Origin of the sequence: Candidatus Sulfurimonas baltica, assembly GCF_015265455.1 — a bacterium.
Taxonomy (GTDB): Bacteria; Campylobacterota; Campylobacteria; order Campylobacterales; family Sulfurimonadaceae; genus Sulfurimonas; species Sulfurimonas baltica.
The window spans coordinates 1,881,867-1,900,671 of the sequence record NZ_CP054492.1 but is presented as its reverse complement, the minus strand read 5'-3'; the positions used below and the strand labels follow the sequence as shown (position 1 = coordinate 1,900,671).

Below are 18,805 nucleotides of genomic sequence, written 5' to 3'. Positions count from 1 at the left end.
TGCTATCTAACCATAGCATTCTTCAAGTCTTCATCTGTAGGATTGATATATCTCATAGTTGTCTTAACATCACTATGTCCGATGAACTTACTGATGATTTTAGTATTAATTTGTTTACTTCCCATCTCTGTTATAAGACCTTGTCTAAATGAGTGTGAGGTATAGCCATTCCCCAGTATTGATTTCATCTTTGAATTTACCTGCTTAATAAACACATCATGATTGATACCTGTTCTTCCAAATTTCACTGAACCTTTTGTGATTACTCTTGCATCAAGGTCTGTTGTATTATCTATAGTAAAAAGTTTAACTATCTGTTTCTTGAACTCATCTCCTGCAAAGAGTTTTCTCTCACTTTTTGTTTTTGGTAAGATTAACTTACTACTACCTTGTTCTATTAATTCTTTTATATGGGATAGCCTCATTTGTTGAAGTTCATTCAGTCGTAGTCCTGTAAAATAGAGAATTGTAAATGTACGAAGTAAATTCTGTTGAGTGGTTTCTCTAAGAGTATCATCTCCTCTGACACTATTCATCAAATTCTTGTACTCATCTTGTGTTATGGATTCTTTGATCCTCTTAATCGTTTTTGTCTTTTTCATCGTAAACCTCTCTTTATATGCTTTTATTAGGGTAAAAAAAGATGTTTTATAATTTTACTTTTCTATCTAACCCTTGGATAGCCCTTAATTACGATAAACGACATAAACCAATGTAGTTTATGTCGTTTGGATAAACATTTTGTAAAATTTAAACTATCACTAATCTAGTCCACTATAAACCTCTCTTTGTTAAATCATCAGCTATCTCGATAAAATAGTCAATTGCAATATCTGGGATGAATGTTGTACAAGTGCCACCATCAATAGAACTCTCATCTTGCTTGTATTCTTTTTGAGAGTAGTAGATGTCGCCCTCATAATCTCCATCAGAGCGTTCTTGAATGTAGATGAAGTGATTATTATGTTTAAATTTAACCTCTTGGTATTTGAGTAGCTTGGCTACAAGTACTTCGTTATTCATTGTTTTGTGTCCTTGTTGTGGGTTTGTGGTAAGTGAAAAGAATATGTAGTTTTAAATGGCATCTCTCTTTTCTCCTTCAAGTATAATTTAGCTAGTTTCTTTTCTATTAAAGCAATTTGTGAGGTTGTTAAAACATCAGTGTAATTCATTAGTAGAAATTCTAAACCACCCTTTGCCCAGTCTTTGAATTTTATACCTTCTTCTTGTCTGTAGTATGCTTCTGATGCACTCATAATGGCACCTCTTCAATAACGACATTTACACTATCTTCAAAGTCATGATAGGTACTAGAGGTGTAATATTCGTTGATATGGGTAATAGTTTCTATCTTAGAGCCATTAAAAAACTTAGCGACGCCATCATTAGAAAAAAACTCATTTGCCAAATCTATAGCAGTAGCCTGAGCGTCAATAAGAGTGTTAACAGGTTTTAGGACTTGGATGTCATTGTGACTGAGAACAATGACAAGATATTTCATTATAGAGCCACTCATGAGTGGAGCTTCTTTACTTCTGAGAATGGTGTTGGTGTGAAATGAAAATCTCTCTCAATAGCCAGTCCTAACGGTCCATGTGTAGATTCAAGTTCTTCAAGAGAGAAGTAACCCAGCTCACTTTCCATACCTTGTACATATCCAAAGCAAGTTGAGGCATCTTCTTTTGAAAACTCTATGATGTACCAAGTCCAATTTGCAATAAAAAGTTTGATATGGCAAATTGGATCTAAACTATTTTCGGTTTCATACAAATCTGGAATATCTGATAGCAGCGCATGTGGAATAAGTTTACTCATATCTGACACCCTCTTTACATGTTAACACTCCTATTGAAAAGCCAATAATCAAACAGACAACTAAAAAGTTACTCGCTAAAGGTTTGTTATACATTTTGACCACCTTTATGCAGCTTGTTGCTGTTGAATTGGCTTGTACCACATCTTGCTAGAGCCTTCCCACCTGAAACCGCAAGCTTTGATACTGTCTCTTTTACTGAAAATATCATCGCCTATAACTACGAGATTTTGACCTTGTTCCATAATGGTTAATCCGATATTGTAAAGTGAAGAATAATCATTTGGATTATGAGATGATGGTGCTTGTTGTTGATTTGCTTGAGAGTATTGCTGTGGCTGTTGTAGTTGCTGAGCAGGTTGCTGTTGGTAGTTCTGATTTATATTCGGTGACTTGCTATATAGGTCATTACCAAATTGTCCACCTAATGAACGGAGTGATCTCTTAAGAGAATCGCTGACTGCACTTTTTGAGGCATTGTCAATTGCTTCTCCGATAGTACGAGCTGTTCCAGTTCCAACCCCAGTATCTTCTCTTTCTATGAAGTTTCTTTGGTTGTCGTATATCTTGACTTTTACTATAGCGCTAAAAGTTATGACATGATTGCCGTTTTGGTTAGTCTCTCTAGCAACTTCTTCAAGTCGAGTAATTGTGTAGTCCCACATGTAGCTAAAGATTGTGTTTGCAACATTTATGACATCATAAGTCTCAATGTACTTAAAGCTTATACCTGCCTTATCTATGGTCTTTATGCGACTTTCATCCAGTGTATACCCGAGAGCTTTTAATTGATTTTCTGAAAACATAATCTATCTCCTTTATGCTGCTACTTGCGAATCTACTAGGTTTAGTAGTTCCGTAGCTTGATTGTTTGTGCTAGAGCGTCTAGCATTAACTTTGATACGAGCTGGTGTTTCTTCTGTAGTAATGCCAACTTTTACGAATGTGTCTATCTCGTCCATACCTTCAACCGTTAGCATTGCGTCTTTTACACTCTGCTCATCCACTACCACTGAAAAGTATCCTAATTTAATAAGCGCCTCTGCGTTTATGATTTCAAAAGTTTCAGTCAGTTTTGTTTTTTTAGGAGTAATGGTTATTGAAGATATTGAAGTGCCATCAAGTCTATCTACACCATATTCTTCAAGAACTTCAGCAGTAGCAATGAGGGCTAAAGTTTTTGCGCTGGTAAGAGATTTTTTTAATACTGACATTTCTTGTATATCTGCTGTGAGGTAGTCAATTTTATTCTGAATTTCTTGGATGCTTAATCCTAGGTAGTCAGCTTTTGCATGGTATGGTTTATTAGATTCTAGAACTTGTCTTACATAATCTTTGAACCACTCTTGTTTATCCGGTTTGATATTCTCCATCTCTGTTTGGAGTCTGTAGTTTGTCATTTTCATTGTATCTCTCTTTTATGCTGCTAATGCCATCTCAGGCTCTTTAATTGAAGCTATGCGCTCTACTATGTCCCATAGACCTTGATTAACGTCAACGTCTTTCGAGATAGAGGTGATTTCTCTGCTAGTAAAACGTCTACCTGTCTCTACATTGGTACCAGATATGTTTCCACGAAGTAGATTCTCTTGGATTACATTTAGCACTGTGTATAAATCATCGTTAGTGTCTTCATCTCTATGTGGAACTAGTAAATCTTGATAATCTACTTTTAGGTGTTTATCAAATCGTAGAGGAATTGCACTTCGAGCGAATGATTCTTTTTCAAGTTGGCTTAGCTTTATGGTTTCAAGTCTTTCTATCTTCTCCATTAGTTTTGGTTTAATATTCGTTATGTTTGCAACGGCACGTGCTACATCGTTTTCCCTATCACCGAGGTGTTTTATCTTATAACTCTCAAATACGCTATCGGCTATAACGAGCCCATTAGCACAAACAAATCTGTATATACCTGCTGAGATACTGAAGCTCTTACTTCTATCATGGCTATTGAATAAAAGTAGCTCAACTGCGTTATCTTGGGGTGCTAAGAGGTCATCGAAGTGTCTGAAGCGTACGAGATGCTGCTGATATCCTTCTTTGTCTTCCTGACGGACTTTAGCTTCTGAGACTGACACTGGATACCAGTTATTAGCCTTGATTTCATTAATAACATCGATTGTTGGGATAAAGTGATATTTATCGCTTACATCGAAGTGTGGTTCCTCTGTGAAGAGTGCTGGGGCTTGTGACATTAATTCTGCGTGAGTTAGTGGAAATTTCATTGTAAACCTTTTATGTTTTTGTAATAGACTAAGAGTCTAAGTCAAATGGATTCTTTTTTGAATCAAGATTATTTACTACGATAGTAACGACTGCGATAACTAGGGTTATACATTTAGTGATGGATAGCATGATGCTCCTTTAGATTAAAGTGGTCAGTTTTTCAACTATAGAACCGTCTCCATTTGGAGACAGCTCTATGCTATATTTATTATATATGGTTATAAATATTTTAAAGTTAATTCGGAGGGTGTGGTTACTAGACTGCATTGGTAGTTTGATTGATTTTTGCAAAATTTAGAGTTATCTTCTACTAGTCGCTATTATATGATAGCTATATATTTTATCTTATAGTTATTATTTTTGATTACTCATAATGGGTTCACTACGTAACACTTTGTTATAGCTTGCTTTATACTTTTGTACATACTTACTTAATCGACTATACTTATACCAACCATGACTAATGACATTTTCATTAGGGGAGGGAGAAGGCAGGAGAGAAGAGGACGATGCGCGGAGCGGAGAGACTAGTATATGTACAAATGGTAATGTAAGTTAGTAGAAGAAACAAAACTTAGGTGCGAAGCACCTTAATAATAATAATACTCACTTAATAGGAACTTTTAAAAAGTTATATAACTAAATATAAGTAAGTGAGCTAATCTAGCTTGAATATGCTTGAAATAAGAGGTATATATAGAGAAGACCTACATAAAGCCCACTTGAACTAGGGCTTTATGCTTTTTTATAAAATATATTAGAATTTGCTAAGGTTATAATAGTGAGTAGAGCCGATATGTGACTTATTGTCATCAGTAAACAAATGATAAGGTTTAAATGCTCTAAGCTTACTCAAAATGCTTGTTGAGCTTATATTAGCTTGATATAATGCATTGTATGCCTTTTTGATATTAGCACGATTGATTTTATAGCAATTAAAATCCATTACTATATTTGCAAATAGTTCTGGATGAGTGTCTTGCAGGATATCAAAGAATGCTATGTTCATGTCTCTTATAGCATTAAAAAAGTCTTTAAGAGTGTCTTTGGTCGCATTGATTATTACATCCTTCTCTGGTGTCTGTAATGCGCTATTTGCTAATGCAATATCAACATCATAATTTTTAAGATACAGAGAAAAATCTAAAGAAAAAATACAGAAGCCATACAAAAGACTATACCCATACAGGGTATGATCGGGGGCATTTAGCGAATGACGCTTCATTTGACTATGATGAGAAAGTTGTGCGTAAAACATACTCTATGGCTAATATAATACCACAGGCTCCACAAGTTAATAGAAAGACTTGGATTAAAGCTGAAAAGCTTGAAAGAAGCGTAGCTTCAAAACTAGGTGAGGTAAGTGTAATTAATGGTGTTATATATTCTAGTAATCCAAAAAGAATTGGTAAAAATAAAATAGCAATTCCAGATGCGTTTTGGAAAATGATTTATAACGATGATAAAAAATACAAAAAATGTTTTTACTACGAGAATGATTTATCAGCTACAGTTAAAGGGGATAAGTTAAAACATCATCTTGTTGATTGTAATAAATTATAATAAATTAGATAAAATCTTATAAATAATAATAAATGGAGAAAAAAATGGAAAACACCTCTGATATAAAACAAGATGGTTTTGATGTTGCACTAGGTTTAACTCGTGATGAGATCAAAATCATTGAATCCTATAACCGTTTATATACTGGAACTGTTATTATGGGGCAGTACCATATAGATGTACATAAAGATTTAAGTACAGAATTGGAGTTATATTATAAAGAGTGTTTAGAACATTCAAATGATATGTCTAATCCTATTCATTTTAAAGACTGGGATGATCTATCTAGCATCTTTAATAGTGAAGATAAAGGAAGTGGAATAGTAGTTATTTTTTCTCATTTGAATAAAACAGATAAGAGCATGGAAGAAAGATTGGAGAATACTAATAAAGATAGCCAACTATTCAAAGTGTTAAAAAAGCTTGAGAATACATATTTAGAGCTTAAGAAAATAATAGAGAGTAGAGACACTATAAAAGATTTACTAACAGAAATATTTAAAAATATTCCAAATTACAAAGAGAAACAAGAATTAATAGCAACACTACATGAAAATGTACTAGCTGAAAGCAGTAAAATAAATCAAGTTTTTCAAGATATCAAGATCCTTAATACGAAAGATCTTTATGAAATTGATGGAGATAGTCCTATGGTAAATTATATTCAAGAGATTAAATGTTTCGAATGATAGTATCAGTATAGTATTATTAGTAGGTTGTAGCATACAAAGAATGAATCATCATCTTATTTGTTGTAGTAAGCTATAATAAATAAATTCTACTAAAAAGATACAAAAATACGCTAGTATTAGAAATAAGTATAATAAAAGTATACTTTTGTATTTTAAACCTCTACTAAACCCCTATAATACTATATATGTAATACATTTACGAAGGGTATTACTCTCAGTACTGTGCATACGATGAAAGGACAAGAATTTGATATTGTTTTTTTAATTGGTATGGATGATGGAACTTTCCCAGACTATAGAGCTGTTCAAAAAAATGGAGTTGATTTGAAACAAGAGAAAAATAATCTTTATGTTGCATTTACTAGAGCGAAGAGATTTTTATATGTAACTTATCCTATGCAAAAAACAATGCCTTGGGGTGCTCTTAAAGGCAGAACAAAATCTAGATTTTTAGAGGTTTTTGATGATTACTGCCTTTAGCCACAATCAATAGTTTAAAAAAGATATAGATACTATTTACAGTAAAGATTAAAAGTAATGCTATAGGTATTAATAGTGTAAATGAAAAATCCCTACTAATGTATTTTTATTAATACATTAGTAGGGATATGATCTCTTCTTAAAGTACTCGTTTATGGGACATAGTTGCTATTCTTTAGTAACAATATAAAGTTGTTCGTGTTTTAGTCGTTTTAAAATATCCATAACGCTGACAAAGTCTTGAAACTTTGAATCTTTATCACTTCTAAGAACTACTGTCTGCTCTTTTGAGATTTCAGATAATTTTTTCTCAAGGGCTTGTAAGTCTACTTTTTCTTTGTCAATAAAAAGCTCACCTTTAGCATTCACATAGATGGCAATCTCTTTTTTAAGTTCCTCTTTTGTGCTTGTTTTAGCACTTGGCAGGTCAACAGGGATAACACCTTGTTTTATAAAAGTAGCGGTAGTTAAAACCATAACCAGTAGTACAAGCATTATGTCAATAAACGGTATAACATTTATCTCGTCAAATCTTTTTCTCTGTTTTTTATACTTAGGCATATAGAATTACTTTATTTTTTTGTCTTGAGCTACATCAAAAACAGTCAATATCTTCTCAACTTTACGCAAAACTATTGTATATGCAACTATTGCAGGCATCGCAACTATAAGACCCATCGCAGTAGCTTTAAGTGCCAGAGCTAGACCTACCATGATTTTTTTGGCATCTACAGCTCCTGCATCGCCCATAGTATAAAATGTAAACATAATCCCCAAAACAGTCCCAAGAAGACCGACATACGGGGCATTTGAACCAATGGCACTGATTACGCTGATGTTGTCAGTTAAATCCATCTCAAGTGTGTCTCTATGGTCATAATCATCTGTTCGTACACTTGAGTAAAACATCATTCTCTCTATAAATAACCAAAAAGTAACTATACTCATAAGTAGCAATACTCCCATAACTCCATAATCTATAGCACTCTCTGCATAAGCTAAAAAATTGTTTTCCACTAATCTTCCTTGAATTTTAATATAACTGTTGTGCCGTTGTTTGGCTCTGATTTTAAATTTAATAAAACTTTATTTGAATCACAAAATCTTTTTACCATGCTAAGACCTATCCCAAAACCCTGCATATTCTCATTGCTTTGATAGTAGTTGTCAAATATTTGAACAAGTTCTACTTCATCCATTCCGCAACCGTAGTCTTTTACATGTAAAGTATAATCCTGTAATTCTACATCAATTTTATGAATGTTCTGTGAATATTTCACACCATTGTCTATAAGATTGTCTATTACTTTAGATAAACCTATTTTATCACTATGTATTTGTGTTGGTTGAAGATTTAGTTTAAACTCTACATGTGGATATATAGGCTTTAAGAACTCAACCCTTTGTCTTAGCAACTCATCAAGGCTGAAACTCTCTTTTACAATATTTGAACTCTGCAGTTTAATCATATAGTCGAGCTCGTTATACCTCTGCTGCAACATATCGCAGGCACTCTCAATTCTTAGTGCTCTTTTTAAATCCTTCTCACTATTTAAACTTTTTTTTAACATGTGGAGGTTGGTTTTTATAGTGCTGATAGGAAGGTTTAGCTCATGAAGAGTCTCTTTAGAAAGGTTTTGAAGGTTGGTCACATGTTGAGATAATGGGTCAACAGAGAGCTTAGCGATAATTAGACCGCTAAAAGTAAGAAGAACTAACAGGATTGCAACAATAAACAGATTATTTTCTACATGTACAACATTTAAAAAGTAGTACAAAATGCCCAAAAAAGTAGCGGTTGTAACGAAGTAGTATATAAAAATATGAATTTTAAGATTACGAAACAAGTTTGTATCCAATACCGCGAATATTCTCTATCGTTATTTCAGGGATTAACTGCTTTAAACGGGTTATATATACCCTTACAGCACCCTCGCTTCCACCCTCTGAACTACTCCAAAGTTCAGCTAGAATCAGCTCTTTTGGGACATTGTTATTTACATGTAGCATAAGTAAGAGAAGAAGTTCGTACTCTTTTTTTGATAACTCTAACTCTCTCTTGTCATATAAAATGCGTTTGTGAATCTCGTCATGACATAGTAAACCTATGCACTCTGTTTTGTTAGGTTTCACTCTTTTTAAAAGTGCATTAATCCTAAAAAACAGCTCATCCGTGTCAAAAGGCTTAGTTATAAAGTCATCTGCTCCACTTAAGAAACTTTTTTTAAGAACTTCTTTGTCTTTGTGTGATGTTAAAAAGATGGTTGGAGTATTGTCATTTGCCTCTCTGAGCTCTTTTAACAGAGTTATCCCATCAATAAGAGGCACATTGATATCAAGCAGATATAGATCAAACTTTTGTGAAAACGTTAAGTCTAAAGCACTCTGTCCGTTTGGAGCGTGAGTTACATGTAAGCCACTATCTTCTAGCAGATCCACAATAGTCTCTGCAAAAAGAAGATTATCCTCTAGGAGTAAAACTTTAATCGACACTCGCAATTGCCCAGTTTATAACTTCTCCTGCATACATCGGCACTACGGAGCCGTAATGTTCAGGGACAACAAATGGTCGTTTTTCTAAAGTAATCTCTTTAAACTCTGGACAGATTCCATATATTCGTTGTGCATTATCACTGATAAAATCTTGAAGGTTCTCAAGTTTGTTATACTGTTCAAATATTTCACATAGAAGCTGTAGTGCTATTGGTGCTGTAAAAACACCTGCTGCACATCCACAAGACTCTTTTTTATGTTGAGGATGAGGTGCCGAATCTGAGCCAAACATAACTTTAGGGTGGGCATTAAGCGCAACACCTAAAAGAGCATCTAAATCCTCCGGTCTTTTTGCTATAGGTTTGCAAAAAAGATGAGGTTTCATCATCCCGCCAACTACATCATCAAGAGTTAAAAGGAGGTGGTGAACAGTTATAGTCGCATAAAGGTTCTCGTATTTGTCCAACATCTCAACAGCGGCTTTTGTTGTTATATGCTCCATAATGATTTTCAATTTTGGAAAGTTTTTAGCTAAAAGCTCATAAATACTCATAAACTCAGCCTCTCTGTCCATAACAAAACCATCAGTCTCACCGTGAACGCAAAGCGGAATCTCTAACTCACTCATAACCTCTAGGGTCTCACGCATCTCCTCAATGTCAAAAGATGAGACACCACCCTCAGAGTTGGTAGTAATTCCGGCAGGGTAAAGCTTTATAGCAGTGATGTCATCAGCAACACTTTGAAGAAATGCTTTGTCGTAGTTTCTGTAAAAAAGTGTCATATATGGTTCAAAAAAATCATTAGGAACTGCCGCCATAATACGGGCTCTATAAGCTTTTACATCCTCTAGGGTATTAACAGGCGGAACTAGATTTGGCATAATAATACCACCGCTGAAACTATATGCGGTAAGTGGGGCAACATTTTCGAGCATCACCCCATCACGAAGATGAAGGTGCATATCAAGTGGCATTAAAAGAGTATGAGTTTTCATAATTTGTCCTTAAAAAGAGTTGATTTTTTATGATTTTATTATATCAAAATAAGATTAAAAAGCTATTTTAAGATTGAAAACTCTGATTAAAAGAGTATGAGAGATTCCAAATCAAGTTTGGAATGACGACATCAAGTTTGGAATGACAACACCTACGTCACCCTGAACTGGATTCAGGGTCTAGCTTATTATAAACAATAACTTCTATATACTCTCTTTAGCCTCTAAGATAAGATTGTTTATAGCTTTTTCATAAAGTTTCGCCTCTTCTTTGGAAGTTGATTCAAAACGTGTTACCAAAACAGGTGTCGTGTTACTAGCTCTAACCAATCCCCATCCGTTTTCAAAGTTTATGCGAACACCGTCTATGTCGATAATATTTCTTATTGTTGGAAAATCTTTCGCTGGGTTTTTCAGTAACTCTTTTACTCTATCTATAATTTTAAATTTCTCTTTTTCAGTTGTCTGTACTTTTATCTCCTCGGTTGAGAAAACCTGTGGAAGCTTTGCAAGTTCCTTGTCCAAGTCTATACCATCATAAATAAGTTCTAACATTCTTAGAGTTGCGTAAATTGCATCATCGTAGCCAAAGTAACGGTTTTTGAAAAAAATATGACCGCTAACTTCACATGCCAAATCTGCGTTAGTCTCTCTCATCTTTACTTTTAGGTTTGAGTGACCTGTTTTGTACATGATAGCAGTAGCACCGCGGCGCTCTAGCTCATCATACATAACTTGAGAGCATTTCACTTCGCCAATTACTGTAGGTTTGTCCATTTTCATAGAGTATAAAAGAGCCATCATATCGCCCTTTATATTGTTCTTGTGTGTCAAAACCGCAATTCTATCGGCATCGCCGTCATAGGCAAAAGCGATATCCCCTTCAGCAGCAAGTAGTTTTTTAACATCTTCAAGATTATGCTCATCGGACGGGTCAGGATGGTGATTTGGAAAAGTTCCATCAGGCTCAATATATAATCCCTTTGTTTTAAGCTCTAACCTAGAGAAAATATCTTCAGTTACAACTCCTGCAACACCATTTCCACAGTCATAAACAATTTTTGTATCCATCCCTTTTAGGTGAGCAAATTCGTTTACCAAAAAGTCAACATATCTACTCACTGCATCTATATCAGTAACATCTCTTGGGGCTACATGTGGGAACTCCATTGCATCGCATTCACGACCAAGTGCATATATCTCTTCGCCGAAAAACGGTGCTTTGTCTATAGTGATTTTAAAACCGTTATATTCACTTGGATTGTGAGAGCCTGTAATCATAACAGAAGCTGATGGAGTGATGCCACTCCACTCTTGATAGTTTGTAAAATAGTTTACAGGAGTAGGTACAAGACCCATCCCTAAAACTTTTTTGCCTCCGGCGTTAAGACCGGCAACAAGATACTCAAATAAAATAGGGGAGTGGCTTCTGGCATCATAGCCGACTGCGACATAATCACCATCGATTTTTGAAGCCAGTGCGTAACCGATACGGGTAACACTCTGCTCATTTAACTCTTTTTCGTAGATGCCTCTGATGTCATATTCTCTGTAGATGCTCATATGTTATACCTTATATATTTGTTTCGTTATTTTACAACAAACCACCTATGATATATCATATAAGAGAGTTTTATCTTGTTTTCATCCCTTTTATCTTCTCTATCAGAGAAGTTATAGACGCAATTTTTTCATTCTCTTGAGCTATTGAATTGACAGCCTTCATATGAAAAAGTTCCAGTTTATCCTCAAGATAGCTGGTAGTAAGATTTCCAGCTATAAAATCTTCATCCCTCACTATTTCTCTGTGAAGAGGTATATTTGTGGGGATACCCTCTACATGAAATTCATCCAAAGCTCTCTTGGCTTTTCTGACCGCACCTTCCCAGTCAAGTGACCAAACAATAAGTTTACCTACCATTGAGTCGTAATTTGATGGAATTGTATACCCTGTGTATGCGCTGGAGTCAATTCTAACACCTGGACCACCTGGGACTATATAGTTTGTGATAGTTCCGGCAGATGGCATAAAATTTAGCTCAGGATTTTCGGCATTTATTCTAAACTCTATCGCATATCCTCTGAAGTTTATCTCTTCTTGTGAAAATCTCAGCTTCTCTCCATCGGCAATTTTTATCATTTTCTGTATTATATCTATCCCCGATATTATCTCAGTTACTGGGTGCTCAACCTGAACTCTTGTGTTCATCTCCATAAAATACATATTATCTTTGTCGTCTAGTAAAAACTCTACAGTTCCAACACTCTCATACCCGAGTTTAAACATTGCTTTTTTAGAAATTCTGTAAAGTTCTCTTCGCACAGAATTATTTAATCCTGGTGAAGGTGCAATCTCGACTACCTTTTGATGGCGTCTTTGAATTGAGCAATCTCTATCACCTAAATGGAGTACATTTCCATACTTGTCGGCGATAATTTGTACCTCAATATGTCTAGGACCTTGTATATATTTTTCAATGAAAACATCTTTTTTACCAAAATATTTTATTGACTCATTTGTAGCGGAGTCATACATTTCATCAAACTCTTCTGCACTGTTTACAATTCTCATCCCTCTGCCACCTCCGCCAAACGCAGCTTTGATGATAATAGGAAAACCTATCTGCTCAGCAATTTTTACACCCTCTTTTTTATCTATAACCGGTTCGTCTGTCCCTTCTAAAACAGGGACACCAATCGCTTTCATAGCGGCTTTAGAAGCCATTTTGTCTCCAAATAGCGCGATGTGTTCAGGTTTTGGACCGATAAAAATTATACCTTTGTCTTCACACGCTTGTGCAAATTCAGCATTTTCTGATAAGAATCCATATCCTGGATGGATTGCATCACAATCCGCTTTAATTGCCAAAGATATAATTTTCTCATAATCAAGATAAGCAGCAAGAGGGTCTCCCATCATCGGGTAGCACTCATCGGCTTTTCTAACCCAAATTCCCTCAATATCAACTTCAGAGAATATAGCAACACTTTTAATCTCGAGCTCTTTACATGCTCTAATAATCCTAAGTGCTATCTCGCCTCTGTTCGCTATTAAAACTTTTAATATTTTTTTCATGATAATCCAATCTTTTATTGTTTTTTATAATTGTACAATATTTTTTTCTAAACACCTCTCAATCTTATTTTTCATTCCTATTTAAGTTTAGTTTCTTGAATATGCTATCATTATAAAAAATTATTAAAGAGAAATTATGAGTAAAGTTCAAACTACATATCTAAAAGATTATAAAGCGCCGGAATTTGAAATAAAAAATTGTGATTTAGTTTTTGAGTTATTTGAAGAGTATACCCAAGTTACAAATATGATGAGTATAACAAAAGTAGACAAGGGGTCTAAAAACATAGTCTTAAACAGCGTAGATTTGGAGTTAATAGAACTCTATATTAATGACTTAAAACTAAAGGAGAGCAGATATGTTATCGATAAAGAGACACTTACTGTATTAGACGTTCCGGATAATTTTAAGCTTATAGTAATTAACAAAATCTACCCTCACCTAAACAGTGAACTAGACGGTCTTTATAAATCAGGGGATATCTTTTGTACTCAAAATGAGCCGGAAGGTTTTAGAAGAATAACTCCTTATTTAGACCGTCCGGATGTAATGGCGGTTTTTAAAACAACGCTTGTTGCTAACAGAGAAAAATATCCAATTTTACTAAGCAATGGAAACACTGCATCAAACTTTAAGCTAGACGATGGAAGACATGGAATTACATGGGATGATCCACACCCAAAACCATCATACCTTTTTGCTCTTGTTGCTGGAGACTTAGGTGTTGTTAAAGATACTTTTAAGACAGCAAGCTCAAAAATAGTTAGACTTAACATATACACAGACAAAGGAAATGAGTCTAAATGTAAACACGCTATGAAGTCGCTTAAAGAGGCTATGCTTTGGGATGAGGAGAAATATGGCCGTGAGTATGATTTGACTCTCTATAATATAGTTGCCGTAGATAGTTTTAATATGGGTGCTATGGAGAACAAAGGACTAAACATTTTTAACTCAGCCTATGTTTTAGCAGATGAGGATACAGCTACCGATGCTAATTTTATGGGTATTCAGAGCGTTATCGCACATGAGTATTTTCATAACTGGACAGGAAACAGGATTACATGTAGAGATTGGTTTCAGCTGACTCTAAAAGAGGGTTTGACTGTTTTTAGAGACCAGTGTTTTTCCGCCGACTTAAACTCCAAAGAGGTTCAGCGTATAGAGGATGTAAAAGCTCTCAGAGAAAGACAGTTTGTTGAAGATGCCTCACCGACGGCTCACCCGATTCAGCCAGACTCTTATATGGCTATAAATAATTTTTATACGGCAACTGTTTATGAGAAGGGCGCTGAAATAATCCGCATGATTCATACTCTTTTGGGTGAAGAAAATTACCGTAAAGCAACAGATCTTTATTTTGATAGCTTTGATGGTCAGGCGGTAAGAACTGATGACTTTTTATGGGCTATGAGCAAGGCAAGCGGAGTTGACTTAAAAGCTTTTGAGACCTGGTACCATCAATCAGGCACACCAAAGCTGCATGTAGATGAGAGCTTTATAGATGGAGAGTATAAACTGACGCTGACTCAAGAGGTTCCAAATGCTGTTGATGGAAGTGAGCAAAAGCCATACTATTATCCTCTTAAAATAGCTCTTTTGGCTGATAGTGGAGATGAGATACTAGCAGAGACTCTGATAGTGTCAAAAGCTAAAGAGGAGTTTGTATACAAGATTGAGTCAAACCCTGTCTTGTCGATAAACAGAGACTTTTCTGCACCTATTATAATTGAACAAAAAAAGAATAATTATCCATTCCTTATGAAGTTTGATAAAAATAGTTTTGTCAAGTATGAATCGGCTCAATCTTTTGGAGTTCTAACGATAGAGTCTATCATGGAGGGTAAAGCTGTAGATGAAGAGTATATAAAATCATTCGAGTCTCTTTTAAATGGAGATATGGATCTTTCATATAAGGCTCTGATTTTGGAACTGCCAACTGTTTCCACACTTATGCAGAGGCAAGATGAAATAGATTTTGAGCTTATATATGAAGCCAAAGAGAAGTTGGAGCTTCATTTGGCGACAACATTCAAAGATGAACTTTTGGAGATGTACAAAAAATATCATAAACCTACATGTAAAGATATAAATGCGAAAAGTATTGGAGAGAGAAGTATTAAAAACCGTTGTTTAAAACTTCTCTCTGCACTCAAAAATGATGAGGTGATAGAGTTGGCCAACAATCAATATAACGACTCTATAACTATGACAGACAGAGCAGTCGCACTAGATATTTTAGAAAACACTTCATCGGCTTTTGCAAAGACTGCACTTGCTGATTTTTACAAAAAATACAAAGATGACACATTGGTTATGAATAAGTACTTCTCAATCTTAGCAGCATCACACAGAGATGGAACACTTGATAGAGTAAAACTTCTTCAAGATGATGATGTATACAATGAACTTGTGCCAAATCTAGTTCGTTCACTAATCGGGGTATTTGCAAGAAATTATAAACATTTTCATGCAAAAGATGGGAATGGATATAAGTTTGTAGTAGATAAAATAATTGAAATAGATAAAATAAATCCGCAGATAGCATCCGGACTCGCAGGAGCCTATAAAATATATGAAAAACTTAATTCTAAGAACAAGATAGCGATGAAAATTGAGCTTGACCGTGTAGTTTCTACACAATCAATCTCAAAAAATGTTTATGAAATAGTGAGCAAGATTATAAAAATTTGATTTTATTCTATGTTGAATCCCTAAAATAGGCTGTTTTAAGCATAGTATAAATTTTTAATATAATTATTATTTTTAAAGTTATAATTATTTGTATAATATTTTTGGTACAATGTTTTCAGAGTTATTTATACTTTAAATAAAGAGGATTTTTATATGGCAAGATTAGTTGTTCTTGGTGGAGGGGTTTCAGGTCATACTGCAGCTACTTTCGCGGCAAAATGGTTAGGTTCGGCGCATGAAGTAGTTGTTGTTACTCCAAATTCAAAATGGAATTGGATTCCATCGAATATTTGGGTTGGTGTTGGTCAAATGAGTAAAGAGGATGTTACTTTTGATTTAGCTCCTGTGTATGCTAAAGCTGGTATTATTTACCATCAAGCAAAAGCACTTGGTATTCATCCAGAAGGTAATGAGACAAGTGACAAACCTTATGTTGTTGTTGAATCTACTATTGATGGTGAAGATGGCAAGATTGAGAATATAGAGTATGATTATTTAATTAACGCTACAGGTCCAAAACTTAATTTTGCAGCAACACCTGGTCTTGGTGATGCTAACGGTCTTGGTGAATTTACTGTTTCAGTTTGTACAGCAGATCACGCTGTTCATGCAAATGAAGAGCTAGAGAAGACTATCGTAAAAATGAAAAACGGTGAGCGTCAAAAATTCTTAATCGGTACTGGTCATGGTCTTTGTACATGTCAAGGTGCTGCATTTGAATATATCTTCAATATTGAGCATGAGTTAAATAAAGCTGGTGTTCGTGACATGGCTGATATCAAGTGGATTTCAAATGAATCATTCCTAGGCGACTTTGGAGTTGGTGGGTTACATATGAAATCTATGGGATTTGCTGTTAGTTCAAAAATCTTTGCTGAGTCTCTATTTACAGAAAGAAACGTTGACTGGATCATCGGTGCTCACGTAAATAAAGTTGAAAAAGGAAAAGTTCACTATGAACTATTAAGTGGTGAAATGGGTGAAGAGGAGTTCGATTTTTCAATGCTTATCCCTCCATTCGCTGGTGTTGGTCTTAAAGCAATTGCTAAAGACGGCACAGATATAACTGCTACTCTTTTTGCTCCAAACGGTTTCTTAAAAGTTGATGCTAACTATGCTGCAGGTGCTTATGAGAATTGGAAAGCTTCAGATTGGCCTAAAACTTACCAAAACCCGACTTATGGAAATATCTTTGCTTGTGGTATAGCATTTGCACCACCACATCCAATTTCAAAGCCAATGAGTTCTCCAAACGGAACTCCAATTAATCCAACTCCTCCAAGAACTGGTATGCCTTCAGGTATTATCGGAAAAGCGGTAGCTCACAGTATCTGTGACCGTATTACAAAAGGTGAGAATGCTCCATTACATGAGGCTTCAATGGCTGATATGGGTGCTGCTTGTGTTGCTTCTGCTGGTAAAGGTCTATTTGACGGTACTGCGGCTGCTATGACAATCTATCCTGTTGTTCCTGATTTTGACAAGTACCCTGGTACTGGTCGTGATACAGATTATACATTTGGTGAAATTGGTCTTGCGGGTCACTGGATTAAGCATATTCTTCATCACTTGTTTATTTGGAAAGCTAAACTAAAGTTTGGTTGGACATTAATTCCAGAATAGAAATAAATATTCTGATATAAGTTTGTAAAACACTGTCAATTGGAGCTTGTTTCAATTGGCATTATAAATAATAAAAAGGAAATACTATGAGTAAGAAAGTAGAATCAAACATAAAAGCGTATGGAAATAACTTTACTACAATGACACCAGGTCCATTAGCTATTGCAATGAGAACTTGTAAAATTTGGCAATTAATCAGATTTGTTGTTATAAACATCAAAATGATTATAGTGGTAAATAAAAGCCACTAATTCTGCAGTTTATAGAGACCTTTATTATCAAAGTCTCTATAACACAAAACACATTACTCTTATTCAAAGAGTATAAATCCTATTTTTTAACAAGGTACAATAATGATTAGAGATATAATCAAATATCCTACCCCTCCAAGTGTCCAGTATGCAACGGATGTAAGATTTTTCAATGAAGAGATACACTCTTTAATAGAAGATATGAAAGATACAATAAAAGCAAATTCTTTAGATGGTCTTGCTGCTTTTCAGATAGGTAGTTATTATAATATTGTTGTTGTTAAAGAGTATGATGGTAAATATTTAGAACTTATTAATCCAAGAATAATAAGCACAAATGGTAAAGTCACAACCACAGAGAGAACAGCTTATTTTCCTGGATTAAGTGCCAATGTTACTAGATATGAGTCGATTAGTTTGGTCTATCAAGATAGAGAAGGAGATAATCACTCCTTAAAGGCTGATGGTGCCCTTAGTATTTTACTTCAAAGAAAGATTGATTATACATTCGGGTCTAGTTTTTTAAATAAATTGACAAAAGATGAAAAGAAAATATTTCAAAAGAAATTAGAGTTTGGAAGCGATGTTGCAATTTCTGAGAGTTGTCCAACAACGTTCAAAAGAGACTATATAATTAAAGCTATTAATATTTCAATGATAGTAATGGTTATTTTATTAATAGGCTCTTTTTTTATAGATAATCTTTGGTCTTATCAACTAAATCTATCTTTTGGCGTAGTAGGTTTAAATATTGTTTATTTTTTCTACGCACAATATGAAGGTAAAAAGTTTACATCATGCACAAGCTGTCAGATTGGAAATATAATAGGAACAGCTGTAGTCTCTTTGGTCAAACTTACTCTGCTTATGTCATTGTCTTATTTTATAATGTAGCC

The 18,805-nt window shown here is 34.7% G+C and carries 22 protein-coding genes and 1 pseudogene; 7 read left to right on the top strand and 16 right to left on the bottom strand.

Features of this window, described 5'->3' with window-relative positions:
- Window positions 1–2: 2 nt before the first annotated feature.
- From HUE88_RS09525 to HUE88_RS09485, 9 genes are all read right to left on the bottom strand, one after another.
- The gene (locus tag HUE88_RS09525; protein WP_194368472.1) at window positions 3–602 is read right to left on the bottom strand and encodes a tyrosine-type recombinase/integrase; all 600 of its coding nucleotides are present in this window, start codon (window positions 600–602) and stop codon (window positions 3–5) included.
- A gap of 172 nt (window positions 603–774) precedes the next feature.
- Window positions 775–1,023 (bottom strand): hypothetical protein, encoded by a 249-nt coding sequence (locus tag HUE88_RS09520; RefSeq protein WP_194368471.1) that lies wholly within the window; start codon window positions 1,021–1,023, stop codon window positions 775–777.
- Window positions 1,020–1,256, bottom strand: a complete 237-nt coding sequence (locus tag HUE88_RS09515) for a hypothetical protein (RefSeq protein ID WP_194368470.1) — start codon at window positions 1,254–1,256, stop codon at window positions 1,020–1,022. The genes HUE88_RS09520 and HUE88_RS09515 overlap by 4 nt, the downstream gene beginning before the upstream one ends.
- Window positions 1,253–1,516, bottom strand: coding sequence for a hypothetical protein (locus HUE88_RS09510; RefSeq protein WP_194368468.1), 264 nt, complete (start codon window positions 1,514–1,516; stop codon window positions 1,253–1,255). The genes HUE88_RS09515 and HUE88_RS09510 overlap by 4 nt, the downstream gene beginning before the upstream one ends.
- Complete coding sequence (locus HUE88_RS09505) at window positions 1,513–1,815, bottom strand: DUF2958 domain-containing protein (RefSeq protein ID WP_194368467.1); 303 nt, start codon at window positions 1,813–1,815, stop codon at window positions 1,513–1,515. Before HUE88_RS09505 ends, HUE88_RS09510 begins: the two co-directional genes overlap by 4 nt.
- A gap of 105 nt (window positions 1,816–1,920) precedes the next feature.
- On the bottom strand, window positions 1,921–2,619 hold the full coding sequence (locus HUE88_RS09500; RefSeq protein WP_194368466.1) for a Rad52/Rad22 family DNA repair protein: 699 nt from the start codon (window positions 2,617–2,619) through the stop codon (window positions 1,921–1,923).
- A 12-nt stretch (window positions 2,620–2,631) separates the two neighbouring features.
- Window positions 2,632–3,219, bottom strand: coding sequence for a hypothetical protein (locus HUE88_RS09495; protein ID WP_194368464.1), 588 nt, complete (start codon window positions 3,217–3,219; stop codon window positions 2,632–2,634).
- Window positions 3,220–3,231: 12 nt separating this feature from the next.
- Window positions 3,232–4,038, bottom strand: coding sequence for a DUF932 domain-containing protein (locus HUE88_RS09490; protein WP_194368463.1), 807 nt, complete (start codon window positions 4,036–4,038; stop codon window positions 3,232–3,234).
- Window positions 4,039–4,796: 758 nt separating this feature from the next.
- Window positions 4,797–5,297, bottom strand: coding sequence for a hypothetical protein (locus HUE88_RS09485; protein WP_194368462.1), 501 nt, complete (start codon window positions 5,295–5,297; stop codon window positions 4,797–4,799).
- On the opposite strand from HUE88_RS09485, the pseudogene HUE88_RS09480 reads away from it, so the two are divergent.
- The 3 genes and pseudogenes from HUE88_RS09480 to HUE88_RS09470 form a co-directional block, all read left to right on the top strand.
- Window positions 5,234–5,602 (top strand): annotated as a pseudogene (locus HUE88_RS09480) (DNA/RNA non-specific endonuclease); the annotation flags it as partial. The gene HUE88_RS09485 and the pseudogene HUE88_RS09480 sit on opposite strands and share 64 nt — an antisense overlap.
- 44 nt (window positions 5,603–5,646) lie before the next feature.
- Complete coding sequence (locus tag HUE88_RS09475; RefSeq protein ID WP_194368461.1) at window positions 5,647–6,291, top strand: hypothetical protein; 645 nt, start codon at window positions 5,647–5,649, stop codon at window positions 6,289–6,291.
- 186 nt (window positions 6,292–6,477) lie between these two features.
- On the top strand, window positions 6,478–6,774 hold the full coding sequence (locus tag HUE88_RS09470; RefSeq protein WP_347401033.1) for a 3'-5' exonuclease: 297 nt from the start codon (window positions 6,478–6,480) through the stop codon (window positions 6,772–6,774).
- A 168-nt stretch (window positions 6,775–6,942) separates the two neighbouring features.
- On the opposite strand, the gene exbD is transcribed toward HUE88_RS09470, so the two are convergent.
- From exbD to HUE88_RS09435, 7 genes are all read right to left on the bottom strand, one after another.
- The gene (exbD, locus tag HUE88_RS09465) at window positions 6,943–7,335 is read right to left on the bottom strand and encodes a TonB system transport protein ExbD (protein WP_194368459.1); all 393 of its coding nucleotides are present in this window, start codon (window positions 7,333–7,335) and stop codon (window positions 6,943–6,945) included.
- 6 nt (window positions 7,336–7,341) lie between these two features.
- Entirely contained in the window at window positions 7,342–7,791 is a 450-nt protein-coding gene (gene exbB / locus HUE88_RS09460; RefSeq protein ID WP_194368458.1) for a TonB-system energizer ExbB, read from the bottom strand.
- Window positions 7,791–8,621, bottom strand: coding sequence for a sensor histidine kinase (locus HUE88_RS09455; protein ID WP_194368457.1), 831 nt, complete (start codon window positions 8,619–8,621; stop codon window positions 7,791–7,793). The genes exbB and HUE88_RS09455 overlap by 1 nt, the downstream gene beginning before the upstream one ends.
- Window positions 8,611–9,267, bottom strand: a complete 657-nt coding sequence (locus tag HUE88_RS09450) for a response regulator transcription factor (RefSeq protein WP_194368456.1) — start codon at window positions 9,265–9,267, stop codon at window positions 8,611–8,613. The genes HUE88_RS09455 and HUE88_RS09450 overlap by 11 nt, the downstream gene beginning before the upstream one ends.
- A complete protein-coding gene (gene pyrC / locus HUE88_RS09445) occupies window positions 9,257–10,264 on the bottom strand; it encodes a dihydroorotase (RefSeq protein ID WP_194368455.1) in 1,008 nt (335 codons plus the stop codon). Before pyrC ends, HUE88_RS09450 begins: the two co-directional genes overlap by 11 nt.
- Before the next feature lie 204 nt (window positions 10,265–10,468).
- Window positions 10,469–11,827 (bottom strand): phosphomannomutase/phosphoglucomutase, encoded by a 1,359-nt coding sequence (locus HUE88_RS09440; protein WP_194368454.1) that lies wholly within the window; start codon window positions 11,825–11,827, stop codon window positions 10,469–10,471.
- A gap of 70 nt (window positions 11,828–11,897) precedes the next feature.
- A complete protein-coding gene (locus tag HUE88_RS09435) occupies window positions 11,898–13,340 on the bottom strand; it encodes an acetyl-CoA carboxylase biotin carboxylase subunit (protein ID WP_194368453.1) in 1,443 nt (480 codons plus the stop codon).
- Between the two features lie 136 nt (window positions 13,341–13,476).
- Here HUE88_RS09435 and pepN point away from each other — a divergent pair, with 136 nt between their 5' ends.
- The 4 genes from pepN (at window position 13,477) to HUE88_RS09415 (ending at window position 18,803) form a co-directional block, all read left to right on the top strand.
- Window positions 13,477–16,035 carry an aminopeptidase N gene (gene pepN / locus HUE88_RS09430; protein WP_194368452.1) on the top strand — a complete coding sequence of 853 codons (2,559 nt, stop codon included), beginning with the start codon at window positions 13,477–13,479 and terminating at the stop codon, window positions 16,033–16,035.
- A gap of 153 nt (window positions 16,036–16,188) precedes the next feature.
- On the top strand, window positions 16,189–17,658 hold the full coding sequence (locus tag HUE88_RS09425) for an NAD(P)/FAD-dependent oxidoreductase (RefSeq protein ID WP_194368451.1): 1,470 nt from the start codon (window positions 16,189–16,191) through the stop codon (window positions 17,656–17,658).
- An 86-nt stretch (window positions 17,659–17,744) separates the two neighbouring features.
- Window positions 17,745–17,909: a hypothetical protein gene (locus HUE88_RS09420; RefSeq protein WP_194368450.1), complete on the top strand. Its 165-nt coding sequence runs from the start codon at window positions 17,745–17,747 to the stop codon at window positions 17,907–17,909.
- A 102-nt stretch (window positions 17,910–18,011) separates the two neighbouring features.
- The gene (locus tag HUE88_RS09415) at window positions 18,012–18,803 is read left to right on the top strand and encodes a peptide deformylase (protein ID WP_194368449.1); all 792 of its coding nucleotides are present in this window, start codon (window positions 18,012–18,014) and stop codon (window positions 18,801–18,803) included.
- Window positions 18,804–18,805 lie beyond the last annotated feature (2 nt).